The sequence below is a fragment of the Geminicoccus sp. genome, from assembly GCF_035556675.1.
Classification (GTDB): Bacteria; Pseudomonadota; Alphaproteobacteria; order Geminicoccales; family Geminicoccaceae; genus Geminicoccus.
This window is the reverse complement of sequence record NZ_DATMFZ010000294.1, coordinates 1-25,558: the sequence shown is the minus strand read 5'-3', so window position 1 is coordinate 25,558 and position 25,558 is coordinate 1. Positions and strand designations below refer to the sequence as shown.

The 25,558-nt window shown below is 69.7% G+C and carries 21 protein-coding genes and 1 riboswitch; of the genes, 10 read left to right on the top strand and 11 right to left on the bottom strand.

From position 1 onward, the window contains the following. Positions 1-555: 555 nt before the first annotated feature. Complete coding sequence (ggt, locus tag VNS22_RS28640; protein ID WP_414653400.1) at positions 556-2,301, top strand: gamma-glutamyltransferase; 1,746 nt, start codon at positions 556-558, stop codon at positions 2,299-2,301. A gap of 36 nt (positions 2,302-2,337) precedes the next feature. Here ggt and VNS22_RS20480 read toward each other — a convergent pair whose 3' ends face one another. The 3 genes from VNS22_RS20480 to VNS22_RS20470 form a co-directional block, all read right to left on the bottom strand. Then, the gene (locus VNS22_RS20480; RefSeq protein WP_325735732.1) at positions 2,338-2,718 is read right to left on the bottom strand and encodes a hypothetical protein; all 381 of its coding nucleotides are present in this window, start codon (positions 2,716-2,718) and stop codon (positions 2,338-2,340) included. A 178-nt stretch (positions 2,719-2,896) separates the two neighbouring features. Continuing rightward, positions 2,897-4,300 (bottom strand): sigma-54 dependent transcriptional regulator, encoded by a 1,404-nt coding sequence (locus VNS22_RS20475; protein WP_325735730.1) that lies wholly within the window; start codon positions 4,298-4,300, stop codon positions 2,897-2,899. Further along, positions 4,297-5,691, bottom strand: coding sequence for a sensor histidine kinase (locus VNS22_RS20470; RefSeq protein ID WP_325735728.1), 1,395 nt, complete (start codon positions 5,689-5,691; stop codon positions 4,297-4,299). Before VNS22_RS20470 ends, VNS22_RS20475 begins: the two co-directional genes overlap by 4 nt. Before the next feature lie 195 nt (positions 5,692-5,886). Here VNS22_RS20470 and VNS22_RS20465 point away from each other — a divergent pair, with 195 nt between their 5' ends. Beyond that, on the top strand, positions 5,887-6,987 hold the full coding sequence (locus tag VNS22_RS20465) for an FAD-dependent oxidoreductase (RefSeq protein WP_325735726.1): 1,101 nt from the start codon (positions 5,887-5,889) through the stop codon (positions 6,985-6,987). Between the two features lie 13 nt (positions 6,988-7,000). Here VNS22_RS20465 and VNS22_RS20460 read toward each other — a convergent pair whose 3' ends face one another. The 3 genes from VNS22_RS20460 to ddpX all read right to left on the bottom strand — a co-directional run bounded on the left by VNS22_RS20460 (position 7,001) and on the right by ddpX (position 8,772). Beyond that, entirely contained in the window at positions 7,001-7,357 is a 357-nt protein-coding gene (locus VNS22_RS20460) for a YbaN family protein (protein WP_325735724.1), read from the bottom strand. 69 nt (positions 7,358-7,426) lie between these two features. Next, a complete protein-coding gene (locus VNS22_RS20455; protein ID WP_349261853.1) occupies positions 7,427-7,897 on the bottom strand; it encodes a 6,7-dimethyl-8-ribityllumazine synthase in 471 nt (156 codons plus the stop codon). A gap of 67 nt (positions 7,898-7,964) precedes the next feature. Then, a riboswitch (FMN riboswitch) is annotated at positions 7,965-8,128 on the bottom strand. A gap of 89 nt (positions 8,129-8,217) precedes the next feature. Continuing rightward, positions 8,218-8,772: a D-alanyl-D-alanine dipeptidase gene (gene ddpX / locus VNS22_RS20450; protein ID WP_349261852.1), complete on the bottom strand. Its 555-nt coding sequence runs from the start codon at positions 8,770-8,772 to the stop codon at positions 8,218-8,220. Between the two features lie 138 nt (positions 8,773-8,910). Here ddpX and VNS22_RS20445 point away from each other — a divergent pair, with 138 nt between their 5' ends. From VNS22_RS20445 to VNS22_RS20430, 4 genes are all read left to right on the top strand, one after another. Continuing rightward, the gene (locus VNS22_RS20445; RefSeq protein ID WP_325735718.1) at positions 8,911-9,546 is read left to right on the top strand and encodes an HAD family phosphatase; all 636 of its coding nucleotides are present in this window, start codon (positions 8,911-8,913) and stop codon (positions 9,544-9,546) included. A gap of 3 nt (positions 9,547-9,549) precedes the next feature. Beyond that, positions 9,550-11,880, top strand: a complete 2,331-nt coding sequence (locus tag VNS22_RS20440; protein WP_325735716.1) for a penicillin acylase family protein — start codon at positions 9,550-9,552, stop codon at positions 11,878-11,880. A gap of 126 nt (positions 11,881-12,006) precedes the next feature. Further along, entirely contained in the window at positions 12,007-12,615 is a 609-nt protein-coding gene (locus tag VNS22_RS20435) for a helix-turn-helix transcriptional regulator (RefSeq protein WP_325735714.1), read from the top strand. A 147-nt stretch (positions 12,616-12,762) separates the two neighbouring features. Further along, entirely contained in the window at positions 12,763-13,185 is a 423-nt protein-coding gene (locus VNS22_RS20430; RefSeq protein ID WP_349261851.1) for a helix-turn-helix transcriptional regulator, read from the top strand. A gap of 36 nt (positions 13,186-13,221) precedes the next feature. Here VNS22_RS20430 and VNS22_RS20425 read toward each other — a convergent pair whose 3' ends face one another. Continuing rightward, complete coding sequence (locus VNS22_RS20425) at positions 13,222-13,653, bottom strand: NUDIX hydrolase (protein ID WP_325735710.1); 432 nt, start codon at positions 13,651-13,653, stop codon at positions 13,222-13,224. A 257-nt stretch (positions 13,654-13,910) separates the two neighbouring features. Here VNS22_RS20425 and VNS22_RS20420 point away from each other — a divergent pair, with 257 nt between their 5' ends. The 3 genes from VNS22_RS20420 to VNS22_RS20410 all read left to right on the top strand — a co-directional run bounded on the left by VNS22_RS20420 (position 13,911) and on the right by VNS22_RS20410 (position 19,078). Continuing rightward, positions 13,911-16,097 (top strand): GGDEF/EAL domain-containing response regulator, encoded by a 2,187-nt coding sequence (locus tag VNS22_RS20420; RefSeq protein ID WP_325735708.1) that lies wholly within the window; start codon positions 13,911-13,913, stop codon positions 16,095-16,097. 52 nt (positions 16,098-16,149) lie between these two features. After that, on the top strand, positions 16,150-18,690 hold the full coding sequence (locus VNS22_RS20415; protein ID WP_325735706.1) for an ATP-binding protein: 2,541 nt from the start codon (positions 16,150-16,152) through the stop codon (positions 18,688-18,690). An 82-nt stretch (positions 18,691-18,772) separates the two neighbouring features. After that, entirely contained in the window at positions 18,773-19,078 is a 306-nt protein-coding gene (locus tag VNS22_RS20410) for a putative quinol monooxygenase (RefSeq protein ID WP_325735704.1), read from the top strand. Between the two features lie 4 nt (positions 19,079-19,082). Here VNS22_RS20410 and VNS22_RS20405 read toward each other — a convergent pair whose 3' ends face one another. Together VNS22_RS20405 and VNS22_RS20400 are read right to left on the bottom strand one after the other, a co-directional pair. Then, entirely contained in the window at positions 19,083-20,570 is a 1,488-nt protein-coding gene (locus tag VNS22_RS20405; protein ID WP_325735702.1) for a mannitol dehydrogenase family protein, read from the bottom strand. Positions 20,571-20,666: 96 nt separating this feature from the next. Then, on the bottom strand, positions 20,667-22,259 hold the full coding sequence (locus tag VNS22_RS20400) for an alpha-amylase family glycosyl hydrolase (RefSeq protein WP_325735700.1): 1,593 nt from the start codon (positions 22,257-22,259) through the stop codon (positions 20,667-20,669). Between the two features lie 157 nt (positions 22,260-22,416). On the opposite strand from VNS22_RS20400, the gene treZ reads away from it, so the two are divergent. Further along, complete coding sequence (gene treZ / locus VNS22_RS20395) at positions 22,417-24,300, top strand: malto-oligosyltrehalose trehalohydrolase (RefSeq protein ID WP_414653399.1); 1,884 nt, start codon at positions 22,417-22,419, stop codon at positions 24,298-24,300. Here treZ and VNS22_RS20390 read toward each other — a convergent pair. Together VNS22_RS20390 and VNS22_RS20385 are read right to left on the bottom strand one after the other, a co-directional pair. Then, on the bottom strand, positions 24,297-25,376 hold the full coding sequence (locus VNS22_RS20390; RefSeq protein ID WP_325735697.1) for a DUF3616 domain-containing protein: 1,080 nt from the start codon (positions 25,374-25,376) through the stop codon (positions 24,297-24,299). The two genes, treZ and VNS22_RS20390, sit on opposite strands and share 4 nt — an antisense overlap. Then, positions 25,369-25,558 (bottom strand): hypothetical protein (locus tag VNS22_RS20385; protein ID WP_325735696.1); only part of this gene is annotated, 190 nt, incomplete at its 5' end. The genes VNS22_RS20385 and VNS22_RS20390, both read right to left, overlap by 8 nt.

Here is a 25,558-nt window from a genome sequence, read left to right as displayed (position 1 = left end):
CCGGCCCAGGCGCTCCCGGCCAGGTTCGGCAAAGCCGTGCTCAAGACCGCCACACGCTTTGGCAGGGTCAGCGCCGGTGTGGGCGCCGACATCCGGCGGCTCGTTGCCCGGCTGGTGGACCTGCCGGCGGCGAAGCGTGCCGCCGCCGAGCTCGATCTGGCACCAGCGACGGCGGCGCGCCTGATCCGCCCCAAGGCGGCGGGCGAGCTCGGCCAGGCCGGCGGCGAACTCTACCGGATCCAGCGCGCCGCCGGCACGGGCGCGGCACTGGACATGCTCGGCCAGGCCGACCGGCTGGCCGACCTGCCGTTCTACCGGCGGGTGGCCCAGGCGCTCGGCAAGAACACCGAGCCGGTGCTGGCGACGCTCGGCAAGCAGACCCGGCACGCCTTCCGCGTCTATCGTGCCGGCAAGCGGGCCTGGCTCACTGCCGGCGGCTGGGTCGCAGCGTTGGTCACCGGCCTGGGCGGCCTCCTCCTCTCCCTGTCCGGGAGTGCCATCTCCTTCCTGCTCAAGCGCCGGATCCGCCGCCTTTCCGGCGGCTTCCTGTCGTTCCTGCCATGGCGGTCGGCCGGTCTCGTGGCATTGGGCCTGCTGTTCGTGCCGGGTGCAGTGCTGGCGGACGATCGCCCGCCTCCGGAACTGCCCAGCGGCCGCTCGGCACCGATGCCGGCGTTCACCGCCGATCAGCAGATGATCGTAACCGCCAATCCGCTGGCGACCGAGGCCGGCCGGAACGTGCTCGCCAAAGGCGGCAGTGCCGTAGACGCCATGATCGCCGCGCAGTTCGTCCTGAATCTGGTGGAGCCCCAGTCTTCCGGGATCGGCGGCGGCGCTTTCCTGCTCCATTGGGATGCCGCCGCGGGCAACCTCACCAGCTTCGATGGCCGCGAGACGGCACCCGCCGCGGCGACCCCGGACCGGTTCCTCGGCCCAGATGGCCAGCCCATGCCGTTCACGGATGCGGTGGCGGGCGGCCACTCGGTGGGCGTCCCGGGTACGCTGGCCCTGCTGGAGCTGGCGCACCGGCTGCACGGCAAGCTTCCCTGGCCGGACCTGCTGGCACCGGCGATCCGGCTGGCGGAGGAGGGCTTCCCCATCTCCCCGCGCCTTGCCGGTGCCATCGCAGACAGCAGCGCCGGGCTGGCCGAGTTCACCGAGGCGCGCGCCTATTTCCTGGAGGAGGACGGCACACCGCGGACTGCCGGGAGCGTGCTGCGCAATCCGGCATTTGCCCGGACCCTGCGCCGGATCGCAGCGGCGGGCTCCGCGCCGTTCTACCAGGGTGCGATCGGCCAGGAGATCGTGGCGGCGGTCGCCGGTGCCGCTCGCAACCCCGCGACCCTGACCATGCAGGACTTGGCCGACTATCGCGTGGTCCTGCGCGACCCGGTCTGCCGGCCCTACCGCGTGTACCGGGTGTGCGGCATGGGCCCGCCCAGCTCCGGCGGCATCGCCGTGCTGCAGATCCTGGGCCTGCTGGAGCATTTCGACATGGCCGGGCTGGGGCCGACGGCCGATGGTATGCAGGTGCTGGCCGAAGCCTCCAAGCTCGCCTTCGCCGACCGCAACCTCTACCTGGCCGACAGCGACTTCATCCAGGTTCCCGTCCGTGGCCTGCTCGACCAAGCCTATCTGACCGCCCGCGCTCAAGCGATCGCACTGGACCGCTCGATCGCCGAGGCCGAGGCCGGTAACCCGCCCTGGCGCGAGGCCACGCTCCTCGCACCCGACGAGAGCGACAAGCTGCCCGGTACCTCGCAGCTCGTGGTCGTCGATGCGGCCGGCAATGCCGTGTCGATGACGACTACGATCGAGAGCGGCTTCGGCAGCCGGCTGATGGCCGGCGGCTTTCTGCTCAACAACGAGCTGACCGACTTCGCCTTCGCCCCGGAGGAAAACGGCCGGCCGGTCGCCAACCGGCTGGAGCCGGGCAAGCGGCCGCGCAGCTCGATGGCGCCCACCATCGTGTTCGACCAGGCCGGCGCACCGATCCTGCTGATCGGCTCGCCCGGCGGCAGCCAGATCATCGGCTATGTCGCCCAGGCCCTGGTCGCGATCTTGGACTGGGGCATGGCACCGCAGGAGGCGGTGGCGATGGGCCATGTGCTCAGCCGCAACGGTCCGGTCGAGCTGGAGGCCGGTACCGAGGCAGCGGACTTCGAGGCGGCGCTTCGGGCGCGCGGCCAGGAGGTCCAGGTCAAGCCGCTGAACAGCGGTCTGCACGCGATCCGGCTGGGCCCCACCGGGCTGGAAAGCGGTGTCGACCCGCGCCGGGAGGGTGCGGCCGCCGGCGAGTGAGACGGCGGCCGGACAAGAGGCTCACGCCGCCCCGGCTCAGGACTCGGTCCTGGGCCACAGGAAGCGCGCCGTGACCTCGAACGAGGCCCCGTCCGCCGCCGGCCTGACCCGAGTCACCTTCGCCAGGTAGCTGCCCGCGGCGCTGGACCGCTCAGCGGTGCGCGGCATCAGGACGTAGCCGCCCAGCTTCTGGCCCGCGCGCAGCGGGACATGGCAGATGAAGATGACCTTCCGTTGGCCGATCGACACGGCGATCCCCGTCCCGCCCTCGAAGGTGATCAGCAGCCCGCCATTTGCCGTGGCGGCAGCCCGCCGGCCCGGCGCCAGGGTCTGCCGGACCGAGGAGGAGGGAGCTGGCGACAGGCGGATCCGGGAGTAGGAGGCAGTCACCCTGCCCGGGCCGGAATAGAGGTGCATCGTGGCATTTCCCTGAAGGCTTCCTGGGCGCCATGACGCAATCAGCGTGCCACCGACAAAACAGGCAGCGTGCTCAAGGATTTGCCGGAACAAGTCGTTGTCCGGGCAGGTCCGGGCGGGTGATTTCCCCCAATGCGTCGGGTGGGCTCACCCACTGGCTGTCCCAAGCCGGCGCCGCTCAGCCGGACTTGGTGAGCGCCAGCTTCTCCACCCGGTAGCGCAGCGCATCGCGGCCCAGCCCCAGCAGCTTGGCGGCCGCAGTCACGTTCCAGCCGGTGCGCTCCAGCGCCTGCTGCATGAAGCTGCGCTCCATGGCCTCCAGGTCGATGCCGGCCTCCGGCAGGCCGATCGGCCCGTCCGCTGCAGCCGGGGCGTCCTCCTTGCCGAGCGAGGAGAGGATCAGCGATTCCGGGCCGATCTCCGGGCCCGGCGCCAGCAGGGCCGCATGCTCCATCACGTTGCGCAGCTCGCGGACGTTGCCCGGCCAATGGTGGCTCCCCAGCGCCTGCTCGGCGTGGGGGCTCAGATGCAGCTCCGGGCGGCGGTAGCGCGCCTTGGCCTGGGCCAGGAAATGACGGGCGAGGAGTTGCACGTCGCTGCCGCGCTCGCGCAGGCTCGGCACGCTCAGCGCCACGATCCGCAGGCGAAAATACAGGTCGGTGCGGAAGCGGCCGGCGCGCACCAGTTCCTCCAGGGGCTGGTTGGTCGCTGCCACGATCCGGACGTCGATCGTCCGGTCGCGCACCGCCCCAAGCCGCCGCACCCGGCGATCCTCGAGCAGACGCAGCACCTTGGCCTGAAGCGACAGGTCCATGTCGCCGATCTCGTCCAGGAACAGCGTGCCGCCATCCGCCGCCTCCACCAGGCCGAGCTTGCGCTCCTTGGCATCGGTGAAGGCGCCGCGCTCGTGGCCGAACAGCTCGTCCTCGATCAAGGCCGCCGGCAGGGCGGCACAGTTGATCTCGATGAAGGGTGCGGCGGCGCGCGGCCCCTCGAAATGGATCGCCCGCGCGATCAGCTCCTTGCCGGTACCGGTCTCCCCGACCACCAGGACCGGTGGCGGCGGCAGGCCCCCCGCCATCTGCCGCTCGCCCTGGGCCAGCCGGGAGATCTCGTCCTTGAGCCGCAGCACCGTCGGCGAGGCGCCGACGATCCGGTCCAGGCCGCTGCCGCGTGCATCGCGATGCTGGTAGTAGCTGAGCGTGCTGGCGATCCGGTCGTCGGTGGAGATCTTGTCCACCAGCCGCTTCAGGTCGCGCAGGATCAAGGGCTTGGTGACATAGTCGTAGGCGCCCGCCTTCAGCGCGTCGACCGCGTTCTGGACGTTGCCGTGTGCCGTCATCATCACGATGCGCAGGTCCGGATCCAGTTCGCGAAAGCGCCGGAGCGCCTCCAGCCCATCCATGCCCGGCAGCCGCAGGTCGAGCAGCACTAGGTCGGGCCTGAAATCGGCGACCTCCGCCAGTCCCTGCTCGGCGCTGAACGCCATGCGCACGGCATGGCCTTCGCGCTCGAGATAGCTCGCCATGTTGCGGGCGAGGCGCTCCTCGTCGTCGATGATCAGGATGGCGGCACCGTTCACGAACCGGCTCCCAGCAGCAGCAGACGGGCCTCGGTGCCCTGCCCAGGCAGGCTCATGAGATCCAGGCTGCCGCCCAGGCGCTGGGCGATCTGCCGGGCGAGCGGCAGCCCCAGCCCGAGCCCGCCGGGCTTACGGCTGTAATAGGGCAGAAAGGCGCTCTGCAGTTCCATGCTGCTCATCCCGGGGCCGGTGTCCATGACGCGCACGAGGATGTGGATTTCACTCTTGAGCCGTGCCTCGACGCTGAGCCTCCCGCCGTCCGGCATCGCCTCCACCGCATTGGTCAGGAGGCTCGCCACCGCCTGCCCGAGCAGCAGGGGTTCGGCTAGGCAGGGCGGCAGGTCGGGCGCCAGGCACACCGCCACCTCAATGCCGCGCTGGCGGCACTGGGCCGCGATCTGTGCCAGGCACCGCTCCAGGACCGGGCCCAGGGGCAGCGGCTCCGGCTCGACCGCCTCAGCACGGGTATAATGCAGATATTCACGCACCCATTCCTCCAGACGGTCGGTATCGGCGATGATCTCGCGCAGGAGCCGCTGCTGCTCGGCCGGATCGCTGTCCAGCGAGAGTTCCGCGGCCGAGCGTATCGCGGCCAGGGGATTGCGCAGGCCGTGCGCCACCGCGGAAGCGACCTCGCCGGACGCGGCCAGCGTGCGCGCCGTAATGAGCTCACGCTGCTGCGCCTCGATCAGCCGCGCAGCACGGGCGATCAGCCAGAACAGGGCGCAGTAGAGCGCGAGGCCGGCCCCGACCGCGCCCGCGACCACCATCTGCCGCCCGCGACGGATCGCGTGGGCCAGGGCTTCGGGCGTGCGGTATACCTCGACCACCCCGATTACCCTGGGCCCACCGGAGCGCGACCAGATCGGCAGATAGTTCTCGACGAAGAACGTGCCGTCTTCCGCCAAGCTGGCATGTTCCGGCTTGTCGTGGGACCCGGCATAGCCACTCTCGACCACCGGCCGTCCGCCCAGCGCCCGCTCCAGCTCAACATTGTAGGTCTCCACCCGGCCGACCAGGCTGGGGTCGGTCGACCAGATGACCCGCCGGTCGAGATTGTAGGTGTTGGCCCGCAGTACGCCCGGCATGTTGCCCACATGACCATAGAAGTCACCGACGTGGCGGCTCCCGCTGTCCGGTGCATCGCCCAGGAAGTAGCCCTCGGCGCGCTCGTCCTGCACGATGCTGTTGATGAACAGCATCATGGTCTCGGCATCGCGGGCCAGGATGTTCTCCGTCATGAACCGCTGCATCGACCATGCGGCGATGCCGGCCAGCACGATGATCGCACAGGCGCTGACCAGGCCGAACCAGCGCACGAGGTTGAACGTGGGCGCCCCATTGCCTGCGCCGAATGCTGCCGAGGACATCATGAACTCTCGACGCTGCAAGGAAAATTCCGACACGTCCCCGCGCCGACTATCCCGCCAATCTAGCCATCGGAACCGGTCCGCGCGACAATGTTCCGCGCCCGCATGGCGCGGCGACGCCCGAGGTCTACCCCAGTATGGTGCAGCGGGTTCGCTGCCGGGGGACCCAGAACTGACCCGGTACGGACGCGGCGGGCCTGAACGGGAGATGCCGGCATGAAGATCGTGGTTGTGGGCGGCGGCATCATGGGTGCCGGCACCGCCTACCACCTGGCCCGCAAGGGTGCGGACGTCGTCGTGGTGGAGCGTGCCGATCCGGGCCGCGCGACCTCGGCCGGTGCCGGCATCATCTGCCCCTGGCTCCGCAGGGACCATGACCCCGCCTTCTATGCGCTGGCATGCGCTTCGGCCGCCTATTACGCCGAGCTCGTCCCGGCGCTCGCCGAGGATGGCGAGACCGAGCTCGGCTATCGCAAGGTCGGCGCCCTGCTGCTTTCGGTAGATCCGGCCGTGCTGGATCACGCCGAGGCGCTGGTGCACCGCCGCGCCGAGACCGCACCCGAGATCGGCACGATCGCGCGGCTGGCGCCGGACGCTGTGCAGGAACTGTTCCCGCCGGTCGACCGGCAGCTCTTGGCGCTGCACCTGAGCGGTGCTGCCCGGCTGGACGGGCGGCTGCTGGCTGCTGCCCTGGAGCGCGCCTCGGCCCGGCACGGTGCCAGCTGGCGGCGCGGCCATGCGGAACTGCTGGTTGAGCGTGGCCGGGCCGTCGGGATCGTGGCCGATGGCGAGCGGATCGACGCCGACGCGGTGGTGATCTGTGCCGGCGCCTGGGCCGCATCGCTGCTGGCGCCCTTCGGCGTGGACCTGCCCTTGGCACCCCAGCGCGGCCAGATCGTGCATCTGCGCCTGCCGGGCGTGGACACTTCCGCTTGGCCGGTGCTGCTGCCGGCCGACAGCGACCACTACCTCCTGGCCTTCGACGATTCCCGGGTGGTGGCGGGTGCCACCCGCGAGACCGGCTCCGGCTTCGATCACCGGGTGACCGCTGGCGGACTGCACGAGGTGCTGGGCCAGGCTTTGCGCGTGGCCCCGGGCCTGGCCAGCGCCACCCTGCTCGAGACCCGGATCGGCTTTCGGCCGATGAGCCTGACGGGCGGGCCGCTCCTGGGCGCGCTGCCCAGTATTGACGGCCTGTTCGTCGGCAACGGCCTGGGTCCGAGCGGCCTGACGCTCGGGCCCGGCTCGTCGCGGCTCCTGGCCGACCAGGCGCTGGGCGAGCCGCCCTCGCCGCTGATCACGCCCTTCCAGCCGTGATGCGCTGGCCCGCTCAGCTCGGGCGGGTCAGCACGTAGGCGGCCCCAATCAGCATCAGCAGGGCGACCAGGCTCGCCAGCGGCAGGCCGGGGCGGCTGGTGAACCAGAAGACGACGAAGCCTGCGGTCATGCCCAGGCAGGCCATGAGCTTGGCCCGCCGGGGAATGGCGCCGCGTTCGCGCCACTGCCGCAGGAGCGGCCCGAACCGCGGGTGCTGGAGGAGCCACGTCTCCAGCCTGGGCGAGGAGCGGGCAAAGCAGCCGGCCGCCAGGATCAGGAACGGGGTGGTCGGCAGGACCGGCAGGAAGATCCCGACAAAGCCCAGCCCGACCATGAGGTAGCCCAGCGCGAGAAAGCCGCCACGCCGCATCGCAAGCCCTCGCCGTGGATGCCGAGCGTGCGTGCGCGCTCGGCGGGTTTCAAGCGCCGCGGCGCTGCCTCAGCCCGGCAGCTTCGCCAGGCTGGCGGTGACGCCCAGACAGGCCTCGGCCACCTCGCGCCCCTTGATGCGGAAGTGCTGGAAGAAGAAGTCGTGGTGGGTGCCGTGCTCGTGGAACTGCTGCGGGGTGAGGACCGCCGAGAGCACCGGCACCGACGTCTCGAGCTGGACCTGCATGAGCCCGGAGATCACGGCCTGGGCCACGAACTCGTGCCGGTAGATGCCGCCATCCACCACCATGCCGGCCGCGACCACGGCCCGGTAGCGGCCGGACTTCGCCAGGAGCTTGGCATGGAGCGGGATCTCGAAGGCACCGGGCACCTCGAACCGGTCGATCGAGCCGGCTTGCACCCCGCCCTCGGCCATGCGCGCGAGGAAGCCGTCGCGGCACTGATCGACGATCTCCTTGTGCCAGCAGGACTGGATGAAGGCGAAGCGGGAAGAGGACTGGTCCACGAACGCGGCTCCCATGGCTGCCGATGCACCGACCAGGGCAGACGCAGGGCCGGTGCCCGGATCCAGGGATCCGTCCATCAGCCACCGATCTCTTGCATCCGGACTGTGACCGTCGGCTCCGGAATCGCACCGGAAGCTGCTGACCCTACCACCCATTGAGGCGAAAGGCGCTCGCGGGCTCGCGGATCGGCCGCAACCGATCCGATCACCGCCGGTGGGGACTTCCACCCCGCCCCGAGATCATCGCCCGCCTCCTTTTAGGCGGACACCGCAGCCATAGGTCGACGGCACGCGCCCTGGCAAGCCTGCCTTGACGAGCCATCATGCACAAAGGATCACATCATCCGAGGTGCCGCAGCACCATCGGCGATCAGCGGGTAGCGGGCACGGGCGTCGAACAGCTGGTAGTGCCACCATTCAGAGCGATAGAAGTCGAAGCCCGCGGTGGTCATGAGCCCCAGGAGAAGCAGGCGATTGCGCTGTGCCTCGGGTGAGACGCCGGCATCGCCATGGTGGGAGCGTGGCGTGAAGGCGTCGAACTCGGTGCCCATGTCGAGCTCCCTGCCCTCGCTGTCCATGAGCGTCAGGTCGACCGCCACCCCCCGGCCATGCGGGGAACCACGCCAGGGTACCGCCAAGAACTCCGGGTCGGGTGTGTGCGCCCAGAGCTTCCACTGCGCCTCGGGCGGCCGGTAGAGGTCGAGCAGCTTGAGCCGCAGGCCCAGCGTCTTCGCCTGGGCGATGGCATGTTCCAGCGCCGCCAGGGCATCCTGATGCAAAAGCGGCAGGGCGCGGGCATAAACCGGCCTTCCGGTGAAATTGCGTTCCGTAGCGTAGCGCAGGTCGATCTCGACCTCATGGCGGGCACGGTCGATTGGGACGAGCGGCATGGTCGGGCAGGTGTGGTCCGAAGGTGACTGGGGCTCCCGCAAGATGCCGTGCTGTTCCACGGACGTCGAGAAGCCGCTTGCCGAAGTCATGGGCCGGCCGTAGCGGCAAAACGATCCGATCATGCGGGAGCGGGACGCTTGGCGACAAATGACAGCCCGAAGACGGTCGTGTTCGACCTGGGCGGCGTGCTGATCGACTGGAATCCGCGCTATCTCTATCGGACCATCTTCGACGACGCGGCCGCGATGGAACGGTTCCTGGCCGACGTGGCCACCGGCGAATGGAACGAGAAGTTCGATGCCGGCCGGCCGATGGACGAGGGCATCGCCGAGCTCCTGGCACTCCACCCGCATCTGGACGTCCCGCTGCGCGCCTGGAAGACGCGCTGGATCGAGATGATCAAGGGCCCGATCCATGGCACGGTCGAGATCCTGGACGAGCTGGCGGCCCGTGGCACCCATCTGGTGGCGCTGACCAACTGGTCGGTGGAGACCCTGCCGCTGGTGCGCCACGACCCGGGCTACCCGTTCTTCGACCAGTTCGAGAAGGTCTACGTCTCCGGCGAATTGCAACTGATCAAGCCGGACCCGCGCATCTTCGCCCATGTCGAGGCGGATCTCGGTAAGGCGCCGGACCGGCTCGTGTTCATCGACGACAATCCGGCCAACGTGGCAGCGGCCACGGCGCGCGGCTGGATCGCGCATCGCTTCACCGACCCGGGTATCCTGCGGGACTTCCTGATCGGGCAGGATCTTCTGGCCAGGGCGGCCTGAGCGGTGCGGCGGCCGCTGCGCCTCTTGGCCGGCACCGTCATCCTGCTGCTCCTTCTGACGATCCTGCTGATGCTCACGGCAGGCATCGGCTCGCTGCCACGCACGAGCGGCAGCTACCGCCTGGCCGGGCTGGACGGCCCGGTGGCGGTCGGGCGCGACCGCTTCGGCGTGCCGCACATCCGGGCGTCCAGCGAACGCGACGCCTATCGTGCCCTGGGCTTCGTCCAGGCGCAGGACCGGCTCTGGCAGATGGAGTTCCAGCGGCGCGTCGGCCAGGGTCGGTTGGCCGAGCTGGTAGGGCCGGCGGCCCTGCCGATCGACCGGCACCTGCGCGTGCTGGGGCTCTACCGGGCAGCCGAGCAGGCGGTGGCCGGGCTGGATCCGGCCACGCGCACGCTGCTGGATGCCTATGTCCAGGGCGTGAACGACTGGATCGAGGGCCGCGACCGGTTGCTGCCCCCGGAGTTCTGGATCTTCTGGCATCGGCCGGAGCGGTGGACCGCGGCGGACAGCGCGGTCTGGGTCAAGATGATGGCGCTGACCCTGGACGGCGACATGAGCGCCGAGATCCTGCGCCAGCGGCTCTCAGACGTGTTGCCGCCCGAGCTGATCCAGGACCTGTGGCCGGGCATGGCGCTGCCCAAGTCGGCGGACAGCCGCCTGTCGGACCGGTTCCTGGCGGAGCTGGCGGCAGCCCTGCCGGCCCCGCCGGGCCCGGGCACCGGCTCCAACGCTTTCGCGGTGGCGGCCAGGCGCAGTGCCAGCGGCGGAGCGCTGCTGGCTGGCGACCCCCATCTGGAGCTGCGCTCGCCCGGGGTCTGGTACCTAGCCCATCTGGAGGCGCCGGGCCTGGCGGTCACCGGCGCCACCCTGCCGGGCCTGCCGTTCGTGGTGATCGGCCGGACGCGGCAGCTCGCCTGGAGCCTGACCACGACCGGCGCCGACGTGCAGGACCTGTTCGTCGAGACGCTCGATCCGGCCGATCCCGCGGCCTACCTGACCCCGGAGGGCAGCCAGCCCTTCTCGGTGCGCACGGAGCGGATCGGGGTGGCCGGCGAGGCCGACCAGGTGCTGTCGGTGCGCACCACCCGGCATGGGCCGGTGATCTCCGACCTAGTGGGCGTGCCGCACGCGGCCGGCACCGTGGTGAGCCTCGCCTGGACCGTGCTCGACCCGGACGACCGGACGATTCGGGCCGGCTTCCGCCTGCCCTACGCCCAGAATATCGCCGAGGCGCGCCAGGTGCTGCGGGACTACCACAACCCGGTGCAGAACTTCGTGATGGCCGATGCAGCTGGGCAGATCGGCTTGGTCGTGGCCGGTGCGGTGCCGGTGCGCCGCGGGGGTGATGGCAGCATGCCGGTGGACGGCACCAGCGGCCGGTTCGACTGGACCGGCACGATCCCGCCGGACGAGCTGCCGGCCCGGATCGATCCGATCAGCGGCAGCGTCGCGAACAGCAACGACCGGGTGGTGGACGACGACTATCCCCATCTCGTCGCCACGAGCTGGGAACCGGACTGGCGGCGCCAGCGGATCGACGCCCTGCTCGCGGCAAGGCCGATGCTGGACGGGAGCGACCTGATCGACATCCAGCGCGACCACCGCTCGGGCTTCGCGGTTGAGCTGCTGCCGACCCTGCTGCGTGCCAGGGGGCTGGCACCGGAGCTGGCGGCACTGCTGCCGGCGATGGCCGGCTGGGACGGCACGATGGCTGAGGAGAGCTGGCAGGCCGGCCTGTTCCTGGCCTGGGCCGAGCACTTCGCGCGGCGAGTACGTGCCGACGAGCTGGGCCCGGCTGCAACGCTGGTGGGCGGCCTGCGCGGCGCCTTCCTGGCCAACCTGCTGCGCAGCCGGCAAAATTGGTGCGATGACCGGAGAACGGAGCCGGTGGAAGACTGCGCGCAGATCGCCGGGCTGGCGCTCGCCGACGCGCACCGGGCACTGGTGGACGCGTTCGGCGCCCGGCCACAGGCATGGATGCTCCAGCGGGTGCAGCATGCCGAGCTGGCCCATGCGGTGCTGGGCGATGTGCCACTGCTGGGTGGCTGGTTCGGCCAACAGCTCACCAAGGCAGGCGACCCCTACAGCGTGGACGTGGCCGGAGCCCGGGTAGATGCGAGCCTGGTCCGGCGGACCGTCACCCATGCGGCGAGCCTGCGCATGGTGGCGGACCTGGCGGAGCCGGAAGGCATCCGGATCGTCACCGCGGGCGGCCAGAGCGGCCACCCCATGTCGCGCTGGTTCAGCGACGGTGCCCGGCGCTGGGAACAGGACATCCGCATCCACCTGCCGGCGAGCGAGCAGACCGTGCTGCTCTCGCTGGTCCCGTGATGCCGGGTCCGGAGTGTCGAGGGAATCCAACAACTCGGGCGTTATATAGTTTATCTGTATCTTCCTCTAGTCCTGCAATGTATCTTGGAACCGGAGGTGGACGATGCAGACCGGAGCGCAGGGCGAATGAAGGGGGACAGCTTCGGCGCGCGGCTGCGCGCGCTCCGGATGGCAAAGGGCCTGTCCCAGGTGGAGCTGGCGCGCCTGATTCACCGGCACCCGACCGCGATCGGCCCCTATGAGCGCGACGAGTACGCGCCGCCCCGGGAAGTCATCGACCGGATCGCGGAACTGCTCGACACGACCCCGGAATATCTGTGGTTCGGCCGCAGCCCGAAGCGGCCAACCCTGGCCCAGGGCGGCCGGATCGGGTCCGGCGGGGTCGTCCATCCGCTGGAAGCAGCTACTCTGCCCCTGGAGCTGCGCTCGGACCGGCTCCTGGCCTGGCTTCTGGAGGATCCAGGCTACGACCCGCGCTACCGCCCGGGCGACCTCCTGCTGGTGGCGGCCGATCCGCTGCGGCCGGATCAGGCGCTCGGACGCGACGCGCTGGTGCGGCTGGCGGATGGCCGGGACGTGCTGGGCCGCCTCATGCCGGGGGCGCGGGCCGACCTGCCACTGCTGTGCCTGTCCGGGGGCGCCGCCGCCGTAGCAGTGGAGGCCCTCGAGGCCCGTCTCGTCCTGGGCGTGCTGGCGCCGGACGCGGTCAGCCGAGGGGAGGCCGCCGAGGTCTAAGAGTTCAACTATTACGGTTGATGAGAAATTGTCGAAGTGCTAGCTTCGCACAAATTAGCTGGTATTTTAACGAAATCGATCGGGACGCGAGACGAACCGGAATGCGGGGGTCTCGAACGCGGCTGGAGATCTCACTTCATGAATCAGATGGCCACCAGCAAGGTCGTCTCTCGTGGCACCGGCGGCCGGTCCCGGGCACTCGACGTCGACCATTACGTCTCGATGCGGATTCGCCAGCGCCGGATCATGCTGGGCCTGACCCAGCAGCAGATGGCCGAGCTGATCGGCGTCACCTACCAGCAGGCGCACAAGTACGAGACCGGCATCAACCGAATCTCGGCGGGCCGGCTGTTTCAGATCGCCCAGGCGCTGGGTGTCGACATCAGCTACTTCTTTGAGGACGTCGAGCCCGACAAGAACGCCAAGCCCAAGGACAAGGAGCTGATGCCGCAACAGCGCATGCTCCTGGAACTGGCGCGCAACTTCTCGTCGATCAGCAGCCGCAAGCACCAGGACGCGCTCTGCAACCTGGCGCGCGTGCTGGCCGGCACGGAGCGCGAGGAAGCCTGAGCCAGCGCGGCCGACAACCTGGCCGCTTTTTCGACCTCACCCGGCCATCGCCATGCGCAGGATACGCCGGGTCTCCTCCCAGCTCACGGTCGCAACCGCCTCTTCCAGCGTGAACCAGGCGGCTTCGGCGGCATCGTCGCCTGCCTGTGCGCGGTCGTGCTCGGCATCGGCGACGAAGTCGATCAGCGTGTAGTGCCAGGCCACCCGACCGTCGGCATCGTGCTCGATCAGGTCGACCGTGGTCAGCAGGCGGCAGGTCGCCAAGGGCAGCGCAGTCTCTTCCATGACCTCGCGCCGGGCCGCCGCCTCGACCGTCTCACCCAGATGCTGCCGCCCGCCCGGCAGGCTCCACTGCCCGGCACGCGGCGGCTTGCTGCGCCGGATCAGCAGCACCCGCCCCCCGTGCCGCACCACCACGCCGACCCCGACGATTGGACCGGCGGGGTAGTCACGCCGCGCCTCGCTCATAGGCCCTGCCAATGCTGGACTTGTGTCCGCTCGGATGACAACATTTTGTGAAACATTCTGATCACCGGCTCAACCTCAGAGCTACGCATGGACTTGGCTGCGCCCGACACCATCATCGACAGCGCGAGCAAGGGGAGCTTCGTGACGTCTACACCTGTCCTGCCTCTTAGCCGACCGTCCCGGATGCGCATTCTCGCCCACCCGGGCTCGCTCGGGCCGCTGGCGGGCGCTATCGCCTGGCGCCGTCGAGACGTCTGATGGCGAGGATAGTCGTCATCGACGACCGGGTCACCAACCGCAACATCCTGACCAGGCTCGCTCAGTCGGTAGAGGAAGGCCTGATCGTGCAGGCCTATGGTACTGCGGTGGCCGCTCTCGCCGCGATCGACGCCTCCGGCGCACCGGATCTGGTGGTCACCGACTTCAACATGCCCGGGATGAACGGTGCCGAACTGATCCGCCGGCTCCGCGCCCGCCCAGGCTGCGAACTGATCCCGATCGTCGTGGTCACTGTGTATGAGGACCGCGACTACTGCTACCGGGCGCTCGAGGCAGGTGCCACCGACTTTCTCCTGAGCCCGGTCGACCACCTGGAGTTCCGCGCCCGGATCAAGAACCTCCTGACCATGCGCCGCCAGCAGCGCCTGCTGGCCGAGCGCGCGGCGGACCTGGAGCAGCGCCTGACCGGCAACGGCGGTGCCGCCGCCCTTCTCCTGGATCCGGCCAGCCTGTGCGCCCGCCTGGAGATGCCGGCCTTCGCCACCGATCCGGCCGGGCGCATCGTCGCCGCCAGCCCGTCCTGGCTCCGGCTGGTGGGCATGGCGGCACCCGGGCCGGCCGCGAACGGTCAGCCGCCCAGCCTTCGCGACGTGCTGGGCGAGGAGATCGCGATCCGCCACCAGCTCCAGGCCGACAAGATCCTGGAAACGGGCGACGGCTCGGTTCAGCCCTGGATCGAGCTGATCGACGCTGTCGGCCAGGGCCGCCACGTCCTGCTGGCATGCGCGCCGCTCGCCGATGCCGCGGGTCAGGTGAGCCATGTCCTGACGGTGTGCCACGAGATCGAGGAGGCACTGCGCCACCAGTCCGCGGCGGCACCGGCGGTGCGGGTCGATGCCTTGACCAGCCTGCCCTCCTTCCAGGCCATGCTGGAGCGGATCAGCCAGGAGATTGGCCGCACCCGGGCCGAAGGTGCGCTGATGGCGCTGGTCCATATCGACATCGACCGGTTCAAGAGCTTCAACAACGCCTACGGCGACGCGTTCGGCAGCGCGCTCTTGCAGGCTCTGGCCCAGCGCCTGCGCAGCCGGATGAAGGAGGTGGAGACGCTCGGCCGGCTGCGGTCCGACGAATTCCTGGTCGTCCATCCGGGGCTGCGCCGGCCCGACGAGGCGGCCGAGCTGTGCGGGCGGCTGAGCGAGATCTTCGCCGAGCCGTTCCAGATCGACGAGCGCGAGATCAACGTCAGCGCATCCATGGGCGTCACCATCTGGCCGACCGATGCCCAGGACCAGGACCAGCTCCTGCGCAACGCCGAACTGGCCATGCACCGCGCCAAGCAGTCCGGCCGCGACACCTGGCGGTTCTTCGCCGAGGAGATGAACGTCACGGCCAAGCGGACGATCCAGCTCGAGCGTGAGCTCCGCCAAGCCCTGACCGCGCGGCAGTTCACCGTCCACTACCAGCCGCAGCAGGATCTCCAGACCGGCCGGCTGGTCGGGGTGGAGGCGCTGGTGCGCTGGAACCACCCCAATCGCGGCATCGTCAGGCCCGGCGAGTTCCTCCATGTCGCGGAGGACATCGGACTGATAGCCCCCTTGTCCAACTGGGTGCTGCAACAGGCCTGCCGGCAGTTGCGCGCTTGGCAGGAGCGCGGCATCAGCGGCTTCACCATGTCGGTGAACATCAGCCCCGGCCAGTTCCGGGAAAAGGGCGTGGAACGGCAGATCGGCCAGCTGCTCGCCGAGACCGGGATCGACCCCAGGTGGATCGACATCGAGATCACCGAGGACGCGCTGTTCGAGAACACCACCCAGGCCATGGGCACGATGCGCTTCCTCTCCGACCTGGGCCTGTCCTTGTCCCTGGACGATTTCGGTACCGGCTATTCATCGCTGGCCTACCTGCAGCGCCTGCCGGTGCAGCGACTCAAGATCGACCGGCAGTTCGTGCTCGACCTGGAAACCAACGAGCAGTCGCAGCGCATCGTCCACATGATCGTGGAGCTGGCCCGCACGCTCGGTCTGATCGTCCTGGCCGAAGGGGTGGAGACGCCCGGCCAGCGCCGGATCCTGCAGCAGATCGGCTGCGACCAGATCCAGGGGCATCTGATCGGTATGCCGATGCCGCCCGAGGAGTTCGAGCGGCTGCACGTCGTGCCAAGCACCGGGCCGGCCTCGACCGGTGGAACCAGCAGCGGGAAGCCCGGACGTGGTGACGGATGACGCACCGCCGCCCCGCGAGCGCCAGTCCCCGGTTGCGTGGATCAGGCGGCGGTTGGCCGGGCGACCTGATTCGGAGCACGAGCAGGCGCTGATCCGCATCGGCTTCTCGGTGCTGATCGGCCTCTATATCCTGTTCGCCGCCCCCGCGGGGCAGGCGTCGGAGCGCTTCCTGGTCCAGGGCCTGTCGATCAGCCTGGGCGCGTTCTGCCTCTCGCTCCTGGTGTTCGGCCACATTCTGCTCCATCCGGGCGTCAACGTGGTGCGGCGCCTGCTCGGCATGTTGATCGACACCACCGGCGTGAACGCGGTGATGCTGGTGGGTGGCATGGCCGCCTCGCCCTTCTACCCGATCCTGCTCTGGATCATCTTCGGCCACGGCTTCCGCTTCGGCCGGCCCTATCTGTTCGCCTCGGCGGGCATGTCGCTCGTGCTGTTCGGCCTGGTGGTATTCTTCAACAAGAACTGGCGGCAGATTCCCCAGCTGGACATAGCGCTGATCATGGCGCTGGTCGTGCTGCCGGCCTACGTCTCGGTCCTGCTGCGCAAGTTGGAGCAGGCGGTCCAGCGGGCCGAGCAGGCCAACCAGGCGAAGAGCCGCTTCCTCGCGGTGATGAGCCACGAGTTCCGCACCCCGCTCAACGCGGTGATCGGCCTGTCCGACCTGTTGCGCCGCGACGAGAAGGACGATGACCGGCGTGAGATGCTGGGCACCATCCGCACCGCGTCGGGCACGATCCTGGGCCTGGTCGACGCGGTACTGGACGCCGCCAAGATCGAGGCCGGCCGATTCGCGGTGGTGCGCAAGCCGTTCGACGTCCACCTGCTGCTGGGCATCCTGCGCGGCATGCTGGAGCCCCAGGCCCAGGCTCGCGGCCTGTGGCTGCGCCTGGTGCTCGACCCGCAGGTGCCGCCGGGCCTGACCGGCGACATGTCCGCCCTGCAGCAGGTGCTGACCAACCTGATCGCCAACGCCCTGAAGTTCACCGAGCGGGGCGGCGTGACGATCCGGGTGAGCCGGGTGATGCTGCCGAATGGCGAGGCGGGCGTCGGCTTCGACGTCGAGGATACCGGGATCGGCATTCCGCAGGAGTTGCAGGCGCGGATCTTCGAGAGCTTCACCCAGGCCGAGGAGACGACCAACCGGATCTATGGCGGCACCGGGCTCGGCCTCACCATCGCCAAGGAACTGGTGGAGCTGATGGGCGGCCGGCTGGCGGTCGCCAGTGCACCGGACCAGGGAACCCGGTTCGGCTTCGCCCTGCCGTTGGTTCCGGTGGCCACCGGAGCGCTGCCGCCTCTGCCGAGCCACGGCACGGTGGTGGTGCTGGGCGAGGGAGCTCTGGCCGAGCGCGCCCATGCGGCGATCCGGGCCGCCGGGATCTCCTCCCAGCCGGCCACCGATCTCGCTACCGCCGCCCTGCTCCTGCGCCGCGGCCACGGCCGCCGCCTGCTGGTGCTGGGCCGGGCGGGCCATGAGGATGCGGTCGAGCTGCTCGACCTGGTGACCCGGCGGATCGAGGTCCAGGTCGACATCGTGGTGCTGCAGCCCGCGGCCGCCCTGCGGCCGGACTATGCGATGGCGAGCGTGGCACCCGACGGGATCGAGCACGATCTGCCGGTCCTGGTGCGGGCGGCACTGGCACCGCACCAGGCCCCGGCGCTGGAATCCAGGCAGCAGCCGGCGATCGCCAGGCATCCGGCCCGCCTCCTGATCGCCGAGGACAACCTGACCAACCAGCAGGTCGCCCGCCGCATCCTGGAGAGCGCCGGGCACGAGGTGGTGATCGTGGGCTCCGGCCAGGAGGCGGTCGACCGGATCGCGGTCGAGCGGTTCGACCTCGTGCTGATGGACCTGAACATGCCAGGCATGGGCGGGATCGAGGCGCTCAAGCTCCTGAGGTTCACCGAGGACGACCTGCCGCCGGTGGTGGCGCTCACCGCCGATGTGACCGATGCCACGGTCGAGGAATGCCGCAAGGTCGGGTTCTCCGGCTATGCCATGAAGCCGATTGAGACCGACACCCTGCTCGACCAGATCGACCGGCTGGTGGCCGAGCATCGCGCCAGCGGTGCACCTGCGGCCGATCCGGTGGCACCCAGGCCGGTCCGCGTGGCGCCGCCCCAGCCGGCCGTCCCGTCCGCGGCCAAGCCCACCGAACTGGTCACTGAGCTGTCGAAGCCCCGCCCGGTGGTGGCGCTGGCGAGCGCGGGCGATCCGCGCCCGGTGCTGGACCGGCGCAAGCTGGAGGGGCTGGCGGTGCTGGATCAGGGCGACGGCTTCATCGACGAGTTGCTCGATACCTTCGTCAGCGAGGCGGCCGAGCTGGTCGACGGCATTGAGCAGGCGGTGGCGCAGGAGGACGTCGCGGCCATGCGCGACCACGCCCACGCCCTGCGCTCCAGTGCGGCCCATGTCGGTGCCGTCGCCCTGTTCGACGTGCTGCTCGGCTGGCGCGGGCTGGACGATGCGGCACTCCTCGCCAGAGGGCCGGCCGAGGTCCAGCGCCTGCGCCTGGAACTGGAGCGCGCCACCACCGGGCTGACGGCCTGGCATGCCCAGCAGGCCCTGGACCGGCGCAGCACACAGCACTAGCCAGGACGGGCAACGGGGCATGGACGGCTTGCGGTCGGAACCTCCCCCGTGGACACCGAACCGGCCGAGGGAGGCCCAACTATTGCCGCAGATCGCGATCATCGTCGAGTTCGACACCCTGGATGGCCAGGAAGCCGAGTTCACCCGGCTCATCAGCGAGCACGCACGCCTGACCCTCGAGGAGGAGGAAGGCTGCCTGCGCTTCGAGGTGATCAAGCCGATCGAGCGCGACGGCACGCCCATCCCCAACAAGGTGATGGTGAACGAGCTCTACGCCGACGAGGCGGCGGTCACCCGCCACGAGCAGAACCCGCGCATGCCGATCCTGCGCGACGCGACCGGTAAGCTACTGGCCGGTCGCCGCCTGATCATGGCCGAGGTCCGCTGACGGGTCAGCCGGGCTCGGCGAGGAGGTCGGCGAGCGCCGGGAGGATGCCCTTCCCGGCGATCGCCTTCCGGTAGCCGACGAAGCTCCGGACGAAGCCCGGATTGGCATCGAGCTCCAGGAAGCGGAGCGTGCTGATCCGTAACGGTGCGGCCGGGTCCGGATCGCTCGCCAGCGCCCGGTCCGCATCCTCCAGCTTCGGCTCGATCGGCTCGAAGCGCTGGCCCTTGTCGTCCACCCCAAGGAGATAGTGGGCATAACCGGCCAGGAGAAAGGCCAGGCGGCGGTGGTCGCGCCCCTGCTCCAGGCACTGGCGGATCGTTTCGGACAGGAACACCGGGATCTTGGAGGTGCTGTCCGAGGTGAGCCGCGCGTTCTGGTCGTTGATCGCCGGGTTGGCGAAGCGGGCCAGCACGATGTCCCGGTAGCGCTCGAGCGGCATGTCCGCCGGCGCGGAGAGCAGCGGGATGACGTCCTTGTCCAGGAAGGTGCGCAGGAGGCCCATGATCCGCTCGTCCGCCATCGCCTCGTGGACGAAGCGGTAGCCGCCGACCTGGCCCGGGTAGGAGAGCATCAGGTGCGATGAGTTCAGCATCCTGAGCTTGATCTGCTCATAGGGCTTCACGTCGTCGGTGAACTGCACGCCGACCGCTTCCAGCTTCGGCCGGCCTGCCGGGAAGTGGTCCTCGACCACCCATTGGATGAAGTCCTCGGCGAACACCGGCGCCTCGTCGGCGATCCCGGTAAGCGCATTCAGCCGCTGGACGTCCTCGGGCAGCACGGCAGGCGTGATTCGGTCGACCATGCAGCTCGGAAACGCGACATTTGCCGCGATCCAGCCGGCGAGTTCCTGGCTGCGCGCCCCGGCGAATGCCAGGATCGCCTTCTTCGCCACCTCGCCATTGTTCTGCAGGTTGTCGCAGGACAGCACCGTGAATGGCGGGACGCCCGCCTTCCGACGGCGCTCCAGGGCCGCTGTGACGACGCCGAACATGGTGGCCGGCGCATCCGGCCGCGCCAGGTCTGCCACGATTTCAGGCGCATCCAGCCGGAACGCGCCGGTCTTGTCGTCGATGTTGTAGCCGCCCTCGGTGATGGTCATCGTCACGATCCGGATCGCGGGATCGCTCAGGCGCTCCAGCACCAGCGCCGGGTCGGCCGGCGCGAACAGATAGTCGACGATCGAGCCGATCACTTCACTGCCGGGCTTACCTTCGGGCGGGAATACGCTCAGCGTGTAGAGCCCGTCCTGTCGGGCGAGGCTCGCCGCCTTGGCCCGCTCGGCCGGGCTGTCGATCAGGCCGATGCCGAGGATGCCCCAGCCCTCCTGACCTGCCATGCTCAGGCAGCGGTCGAGATAGACGGCCTGATGGGCACGGTGGAAGTTGCCGACGCTCAGATGCGCGATGCCGGCGGTGACCCTGGCCCGGTCGTAGCCCGGCTTGCCAATGCCGGCCGGCAGATGCTCCAGCATGCTGTTGTTCAAACCGGCCATTCTTCGCTCCTTCCGAACCCGATCGACGATGGCGGCCAGGATGGCAGGCCACGACAGCCGGCGAAAGCAGGGCCGTCCCGACCCAGTGTCAGGCCTCTAGCCCAAAGCCAGGACCACCCCCTCGTCCGGACGCAGCGCCAACTCCTGGCCATGGATGGACGGTTCACCGGAGGCCAGGGTCGACAGCAGCACCTGCGCACTGCTGCCCCCTTCCGGCAGCGGCACCGTCTGCGCCGCATGGCTGAAGTTGAGGGCGACCAGCAGCCGTTCCGTGCGGAAGCGCCGCTCATACGCGAACACCTGGCCATCGGCGTGCGCACCGACATAGTCGCCCACGCTCAAGGCCAGATGGCGTCGCCGCAGCTGGATCAGCCGGCGGTACAGGGTCAGGATCGAGCGCGGGTCCTCGCACATCACCGCCACGTTGCGGCTCTGGTGGTCCGGCGTCAGCGGCAGCCAGGGCCGGCCGGTGGTGAAACCGGCATGGGGCGAGCCGTCCCACTGCATCGGCGTGCGCTGCGGATCGCGGCCCAGGCCCAGGCCCGGCTCATTGCGCTCCCAGGGGTCCTGCACCGCGTCGAACGGGATCTCCACCCGGCCGATGCCGATCTCGTCGCCATAGTACATGGTCGGCGTGCCGCGCAGGGTCAGCAGCAGCATGGCCGCGACCCGCGCCTGCGCTTCGCCCACGCGCGCGGCGATCCGCGCCTGGTCGTGGTTGCCCAGCACCCAGTTGGGCCACCCCCCCGGCGGGATGGCGCCCTCGTATTCCTCGACCAGTGCCGCGATGTCCTCGGCACGCCAGGCCATGTGGATGAGCTGGAAGTTGAACGGCAGGTGCGCGCCGGTGAGGTTCTCGCCGTAATAGGTGACCAGCCGGTCGAGCGGCAGGTAGATCTCGCCAATCAGTACCCGGTCGTCGAACTCCTCCAGCACCCGGCGCATCCCGGCGATGATGCCATGGACCTCGGGCTGGTCGGTGGAATGGATCTGCAGGGTCCGGTTGATGTCCGGCTGGCCGGCCTGGTAGCCGGGGTTCACCGGATTGTCGCGGAAGCCCTCGTCCTTCATCAGGTGCCAGATCACGTCGACCCGGAACCCGTCCACGCCCCGCCGCATCCAGAAGCGCAGCACGTCATGCATCGCCGCCCGGACCTGCGGGTTGCGCCAGTTGAGGTCGGGCTGCTCCTTCAGGAAGGCGTGGTAGTAGTACTGGCCGGTCGCCGCGTCGAAGGTCCAGCCCGGCCCGCCGAAATTGCTGTTCCAGTTGTTGGGCGGCCCGCCGCCCGGGGCCGGATCGCGCCAGATGTACCAGTCGCGCTTCGGGTTGTTTGGCGACGAGCGGCTTTCCCGGAACCATTCATGCTGGTCGGAGGTGTGGTTGGGCACGAAGTCGACGATCAGCTTAAGACCCCTGCCATGCACCTCGCCGATCAGCCGGTCGAAGTCGTCGAGCGAGCCGAAGATCGGGTCGACCCCGCAATAATCGGCGACGTCGTAGCCGAAATCGGCCATGAGCGAGGGATAGAACGGGGACAGCCAGACCGCGTCCACGCCCAGCCAGGCGAGATGGTCGAGCCGCCGGCGGATGCCCTCCAGGTCGCCGATGCCGTCGCTGTTCGAATCCTGAAAGGAGCGTGGGTAGATCTGGTAGACGATTCCCCGCTTCCACCAGGTGTTCTCCGGCATCAGCCATCTCCAAAGGCTTGTGGGCCATCCGTCGGGCAAGCCCGTTGCGGGCCTGGGGGTTCCCGCAGGGCAACTGTCCATCTGTTGATGGAACGGGGGCGCCGTGCCCGGGTTCAACCACGTCGGCTGAACCCAGTTGGATTTTCGGATGAACGTGATGAGCCAGGCCGAGCCGGCGCTGCGGCGCCGGATGCCGATCGGTGCCGAGCCAAGCGGCGGCGGGACCTCGTTCCGCGTCTGGGCGCCGGCCTCTGCCGAGGTCTCGGTCGTGCTGGCGGATGGCCGGGAGGCAGCGCTGACGGCCGAGGAAGGCGGCTATTTCGCCGGCTTCCTGCCCGGGATCGGAACCGGCGACCGCTACCGGCTGCGCCTGGACGGGAACGGCCAGCTCCTGCCGGACCCGGCATCGCGGCGCCAGCCCGAGGGCCCGCACGGGCCATCCGAGGTGGTCGACCCGCACAGCTATCGCTGGCGGCATCCGCAATGGCGGGGTGTCGGCATCCGGGGCCAGGTCATCTACGAAATGCATGTCGGCACCTTCACGCCCGAAGGGAGCTGGGCCGCCGCACAGGCGAAGCTGCCGTTCCTGCGCGACATCGGCATCACGCTCATCGAGATGATGCCGGTGAACGAGTTCGCGGGCCGGTTCGGCTGGGGTTATGACGGGGTCGGCCTGTTCGCGCCCACCCGGCTCTATGGCACCCCGGACGAGCTGCGCGGCTTCATCGACGCCGCGCACGGTCACGGCATCGGCGTGATCCTGGACGTCGTCTATAATCACCTGGGTCCGGACGGCAACTACCTGCCCCGGTTCAGCAGGGACTACTTCACCGACCGTCATGACAACGAATGGGGTGAGGCCATCAATTTCGACGGCCCGAATTCCGGGCCGGTGCGCGAGTTCTTCGCGAGCAACGCCGCCTTCTGGATCGACGAGTATTGCTTCGACGGCCTGCGCCTGGATGCCACCCAGAGCATGCAGGACGATTCGCGCGACCACATCATCGCCGAAATCGCGCGCACCGCACGTGCGGCCGCGGGCGGTCGCCGGATCGTGATCGTCGGCGAGAACGAGCCGCAGGAGACCCGGCTGGTGCGCCAGCCGGAACGGGGCGGCTTCGGGCTGGACGCGTTGTGGAACGACGATCTGCACCATTCCGCCATGGTGGCGGTAACCGGACGCCGCCCGGCCTACTACCAGGACCATCGCGGCAGCCCGCAGGAATTCGTCTCCGCGGCCAAGCACGGCTATCTGTTCCAGGGCCAGGGCTATGCGCACCAGGGCAAGCGGCGCGGCACGCCCGGCCTGGACCTGCCGCCCTGGACGATGGTGAGCTTCACCCAGAACCACGACCAGATCGCCAACAGCGCCCGCGGCCTGCGCCTGCACCAGCGCACCGATCCTGCCCGGCTGCGCGCCCTGACCGGGCTCATGCTGCTCCTGCCGGCTACGCCCATGCTGTTCCAGGGCCAGGAATTCGCAGCCTCTGCCCCGTTCTTCTATTTCGCCGACCACGGGCCGGAGCTGGCAGTCGCCGTGCGGGAGGGCCGGCGGGACTTCCTCGGCCAGTTCCCGGCCATGGCCACGGCGGAGATGCAGGCCCGGCTGACCGACCCCGCCTCCCCTGAACTGTTCCAGCGCTGCAAGCTCGACTGGTCGGAAGCGGAGCGCCACGGCCATGCCTGCGCGCTGCACCGCGACCTCCTGCGGCTGCGCCGCGAAGACCCGGTATTCGCCGCACAGGGCAGGTATGGCCTGGACGGAGCCGTGCTCGGGCCGGAGGCGTTCCTCCTGCGCTTCTTCGGCGAGGATGGCGACGATCGCCTGGTGCTGGTCAATCTCGGCCCGGACCTGGAGCGCACCAGCCTGCCGGAGCCCCTCCTGGCGCCGCCCGCCGGCCGGGCCTGGCAGCTGCTCTGGTCCAGTGAATCGTCCGATTATGACGGCGGCGGCACCCCGCCGGTCGAGAACGGGACCGGCTGGTCGATCCTGGGCCACGCCACGCTGGTGCTCAAGGCACAGCCGGCCGACCAGGACTAGCTGCGCCTGGGCAGGGGCACCAGATCGGCGTGGACGCCGCGGGCACCGAACAGGCGCTCTTCGGCGGGCGTGTCATAGACCACCAGCAGTTCCGGACCGTTGTGCCCCTCCAGCACCGCCGCGCCTTCGGCATGGTCGCAGCCGTGGCCGGCCGGCAGTTCCAGCACCATGGGGCAGCCGTCACGCCCGGTGATGGTCTCGGCCGCCTCGCCGTCCGGCGGGGTCCAGCGATGCAGACGGACCGGGCCGTCCAGATCCATGGTCGGGCCTGCCAGGACCAGCAGGTCGCCGTCGAGCCGGCACAGTTCGCGGATGCCGCAGCCGTCCAGGTCCAGGAAATGCTTGCGGTAGCGCAGCCCGCCCGGCCCCAGTCTGCCGAGCTTCAGCAGGTCGCCGTGCAGCTTCACCCGGATCTCCAGGATGATGGCCCAGCCGCGCAGGACCGGGCCGCGCAGCCCGAGCATGACCCGCTCGCCCTGGACAGCCACGCCCTCGATGTCGAAGCCATTCTCCTTGGCCGGGACCGCCATGAACGGCGCGAGATGACGGTCGTCGCGGAGGAGGTCGAGCAGGTCGCTGCGCTTGCGCCCGGCCCGCAGCCGGGGTGCCCGCCCAGGCATGCCGTCGGTATCCCCGCCCAGCATGGCCAGGGGAATGCACGCCAGGATCCGCCGGTTGGGATTGCGGTCGATGTCGGCCAGCTCGTCCAGCGCCTCCTGCTGGTCGTTCTCGCCCAGCTCGGGCTTGTCGCGGGTGAAGGAGTGCGATCCGACGATCCAGAGATGGTCGCCATCGACGGCTAGGCCCTCGATGTCGATCTCGGGATCCTCCTTGTTTACCGGCATCTTCAGCAGCTGGGTCAGGTCGAAGGCGCGGTGGTCGCCGAATTCCTGCCCGTCGATCCGGCGCAGCCGCTCGATCATTGCCCCCTCATCGCTGGCGAGCCACAGGTAGCCGCCGCCAAAGGCCACCGCCGAGAGGTCGGAGCGCGCCTTGTCGGCCCGGCTGGCCATGTGGCGGTCACCGAGCGAGAGCTTCACCCGGCCAAATGGCGGGCGTGGTGACGGCTCAGCCACGGCGCGACCTCTGCTGCCCATCCGGTTCGACCACCACATCGGGCGGGGTACCCCGGTCGTCCGTCTCCTCCAGGATCCGCTCGAGCTCGCCTTCCTCCACCGCCCGGGCGGTCGCGTGGGGGCTCCGGTGCTGCACCCGCCGCAGGCCCGCGGATGGTGCTGGCGCATGCCCCGCCTCGCTC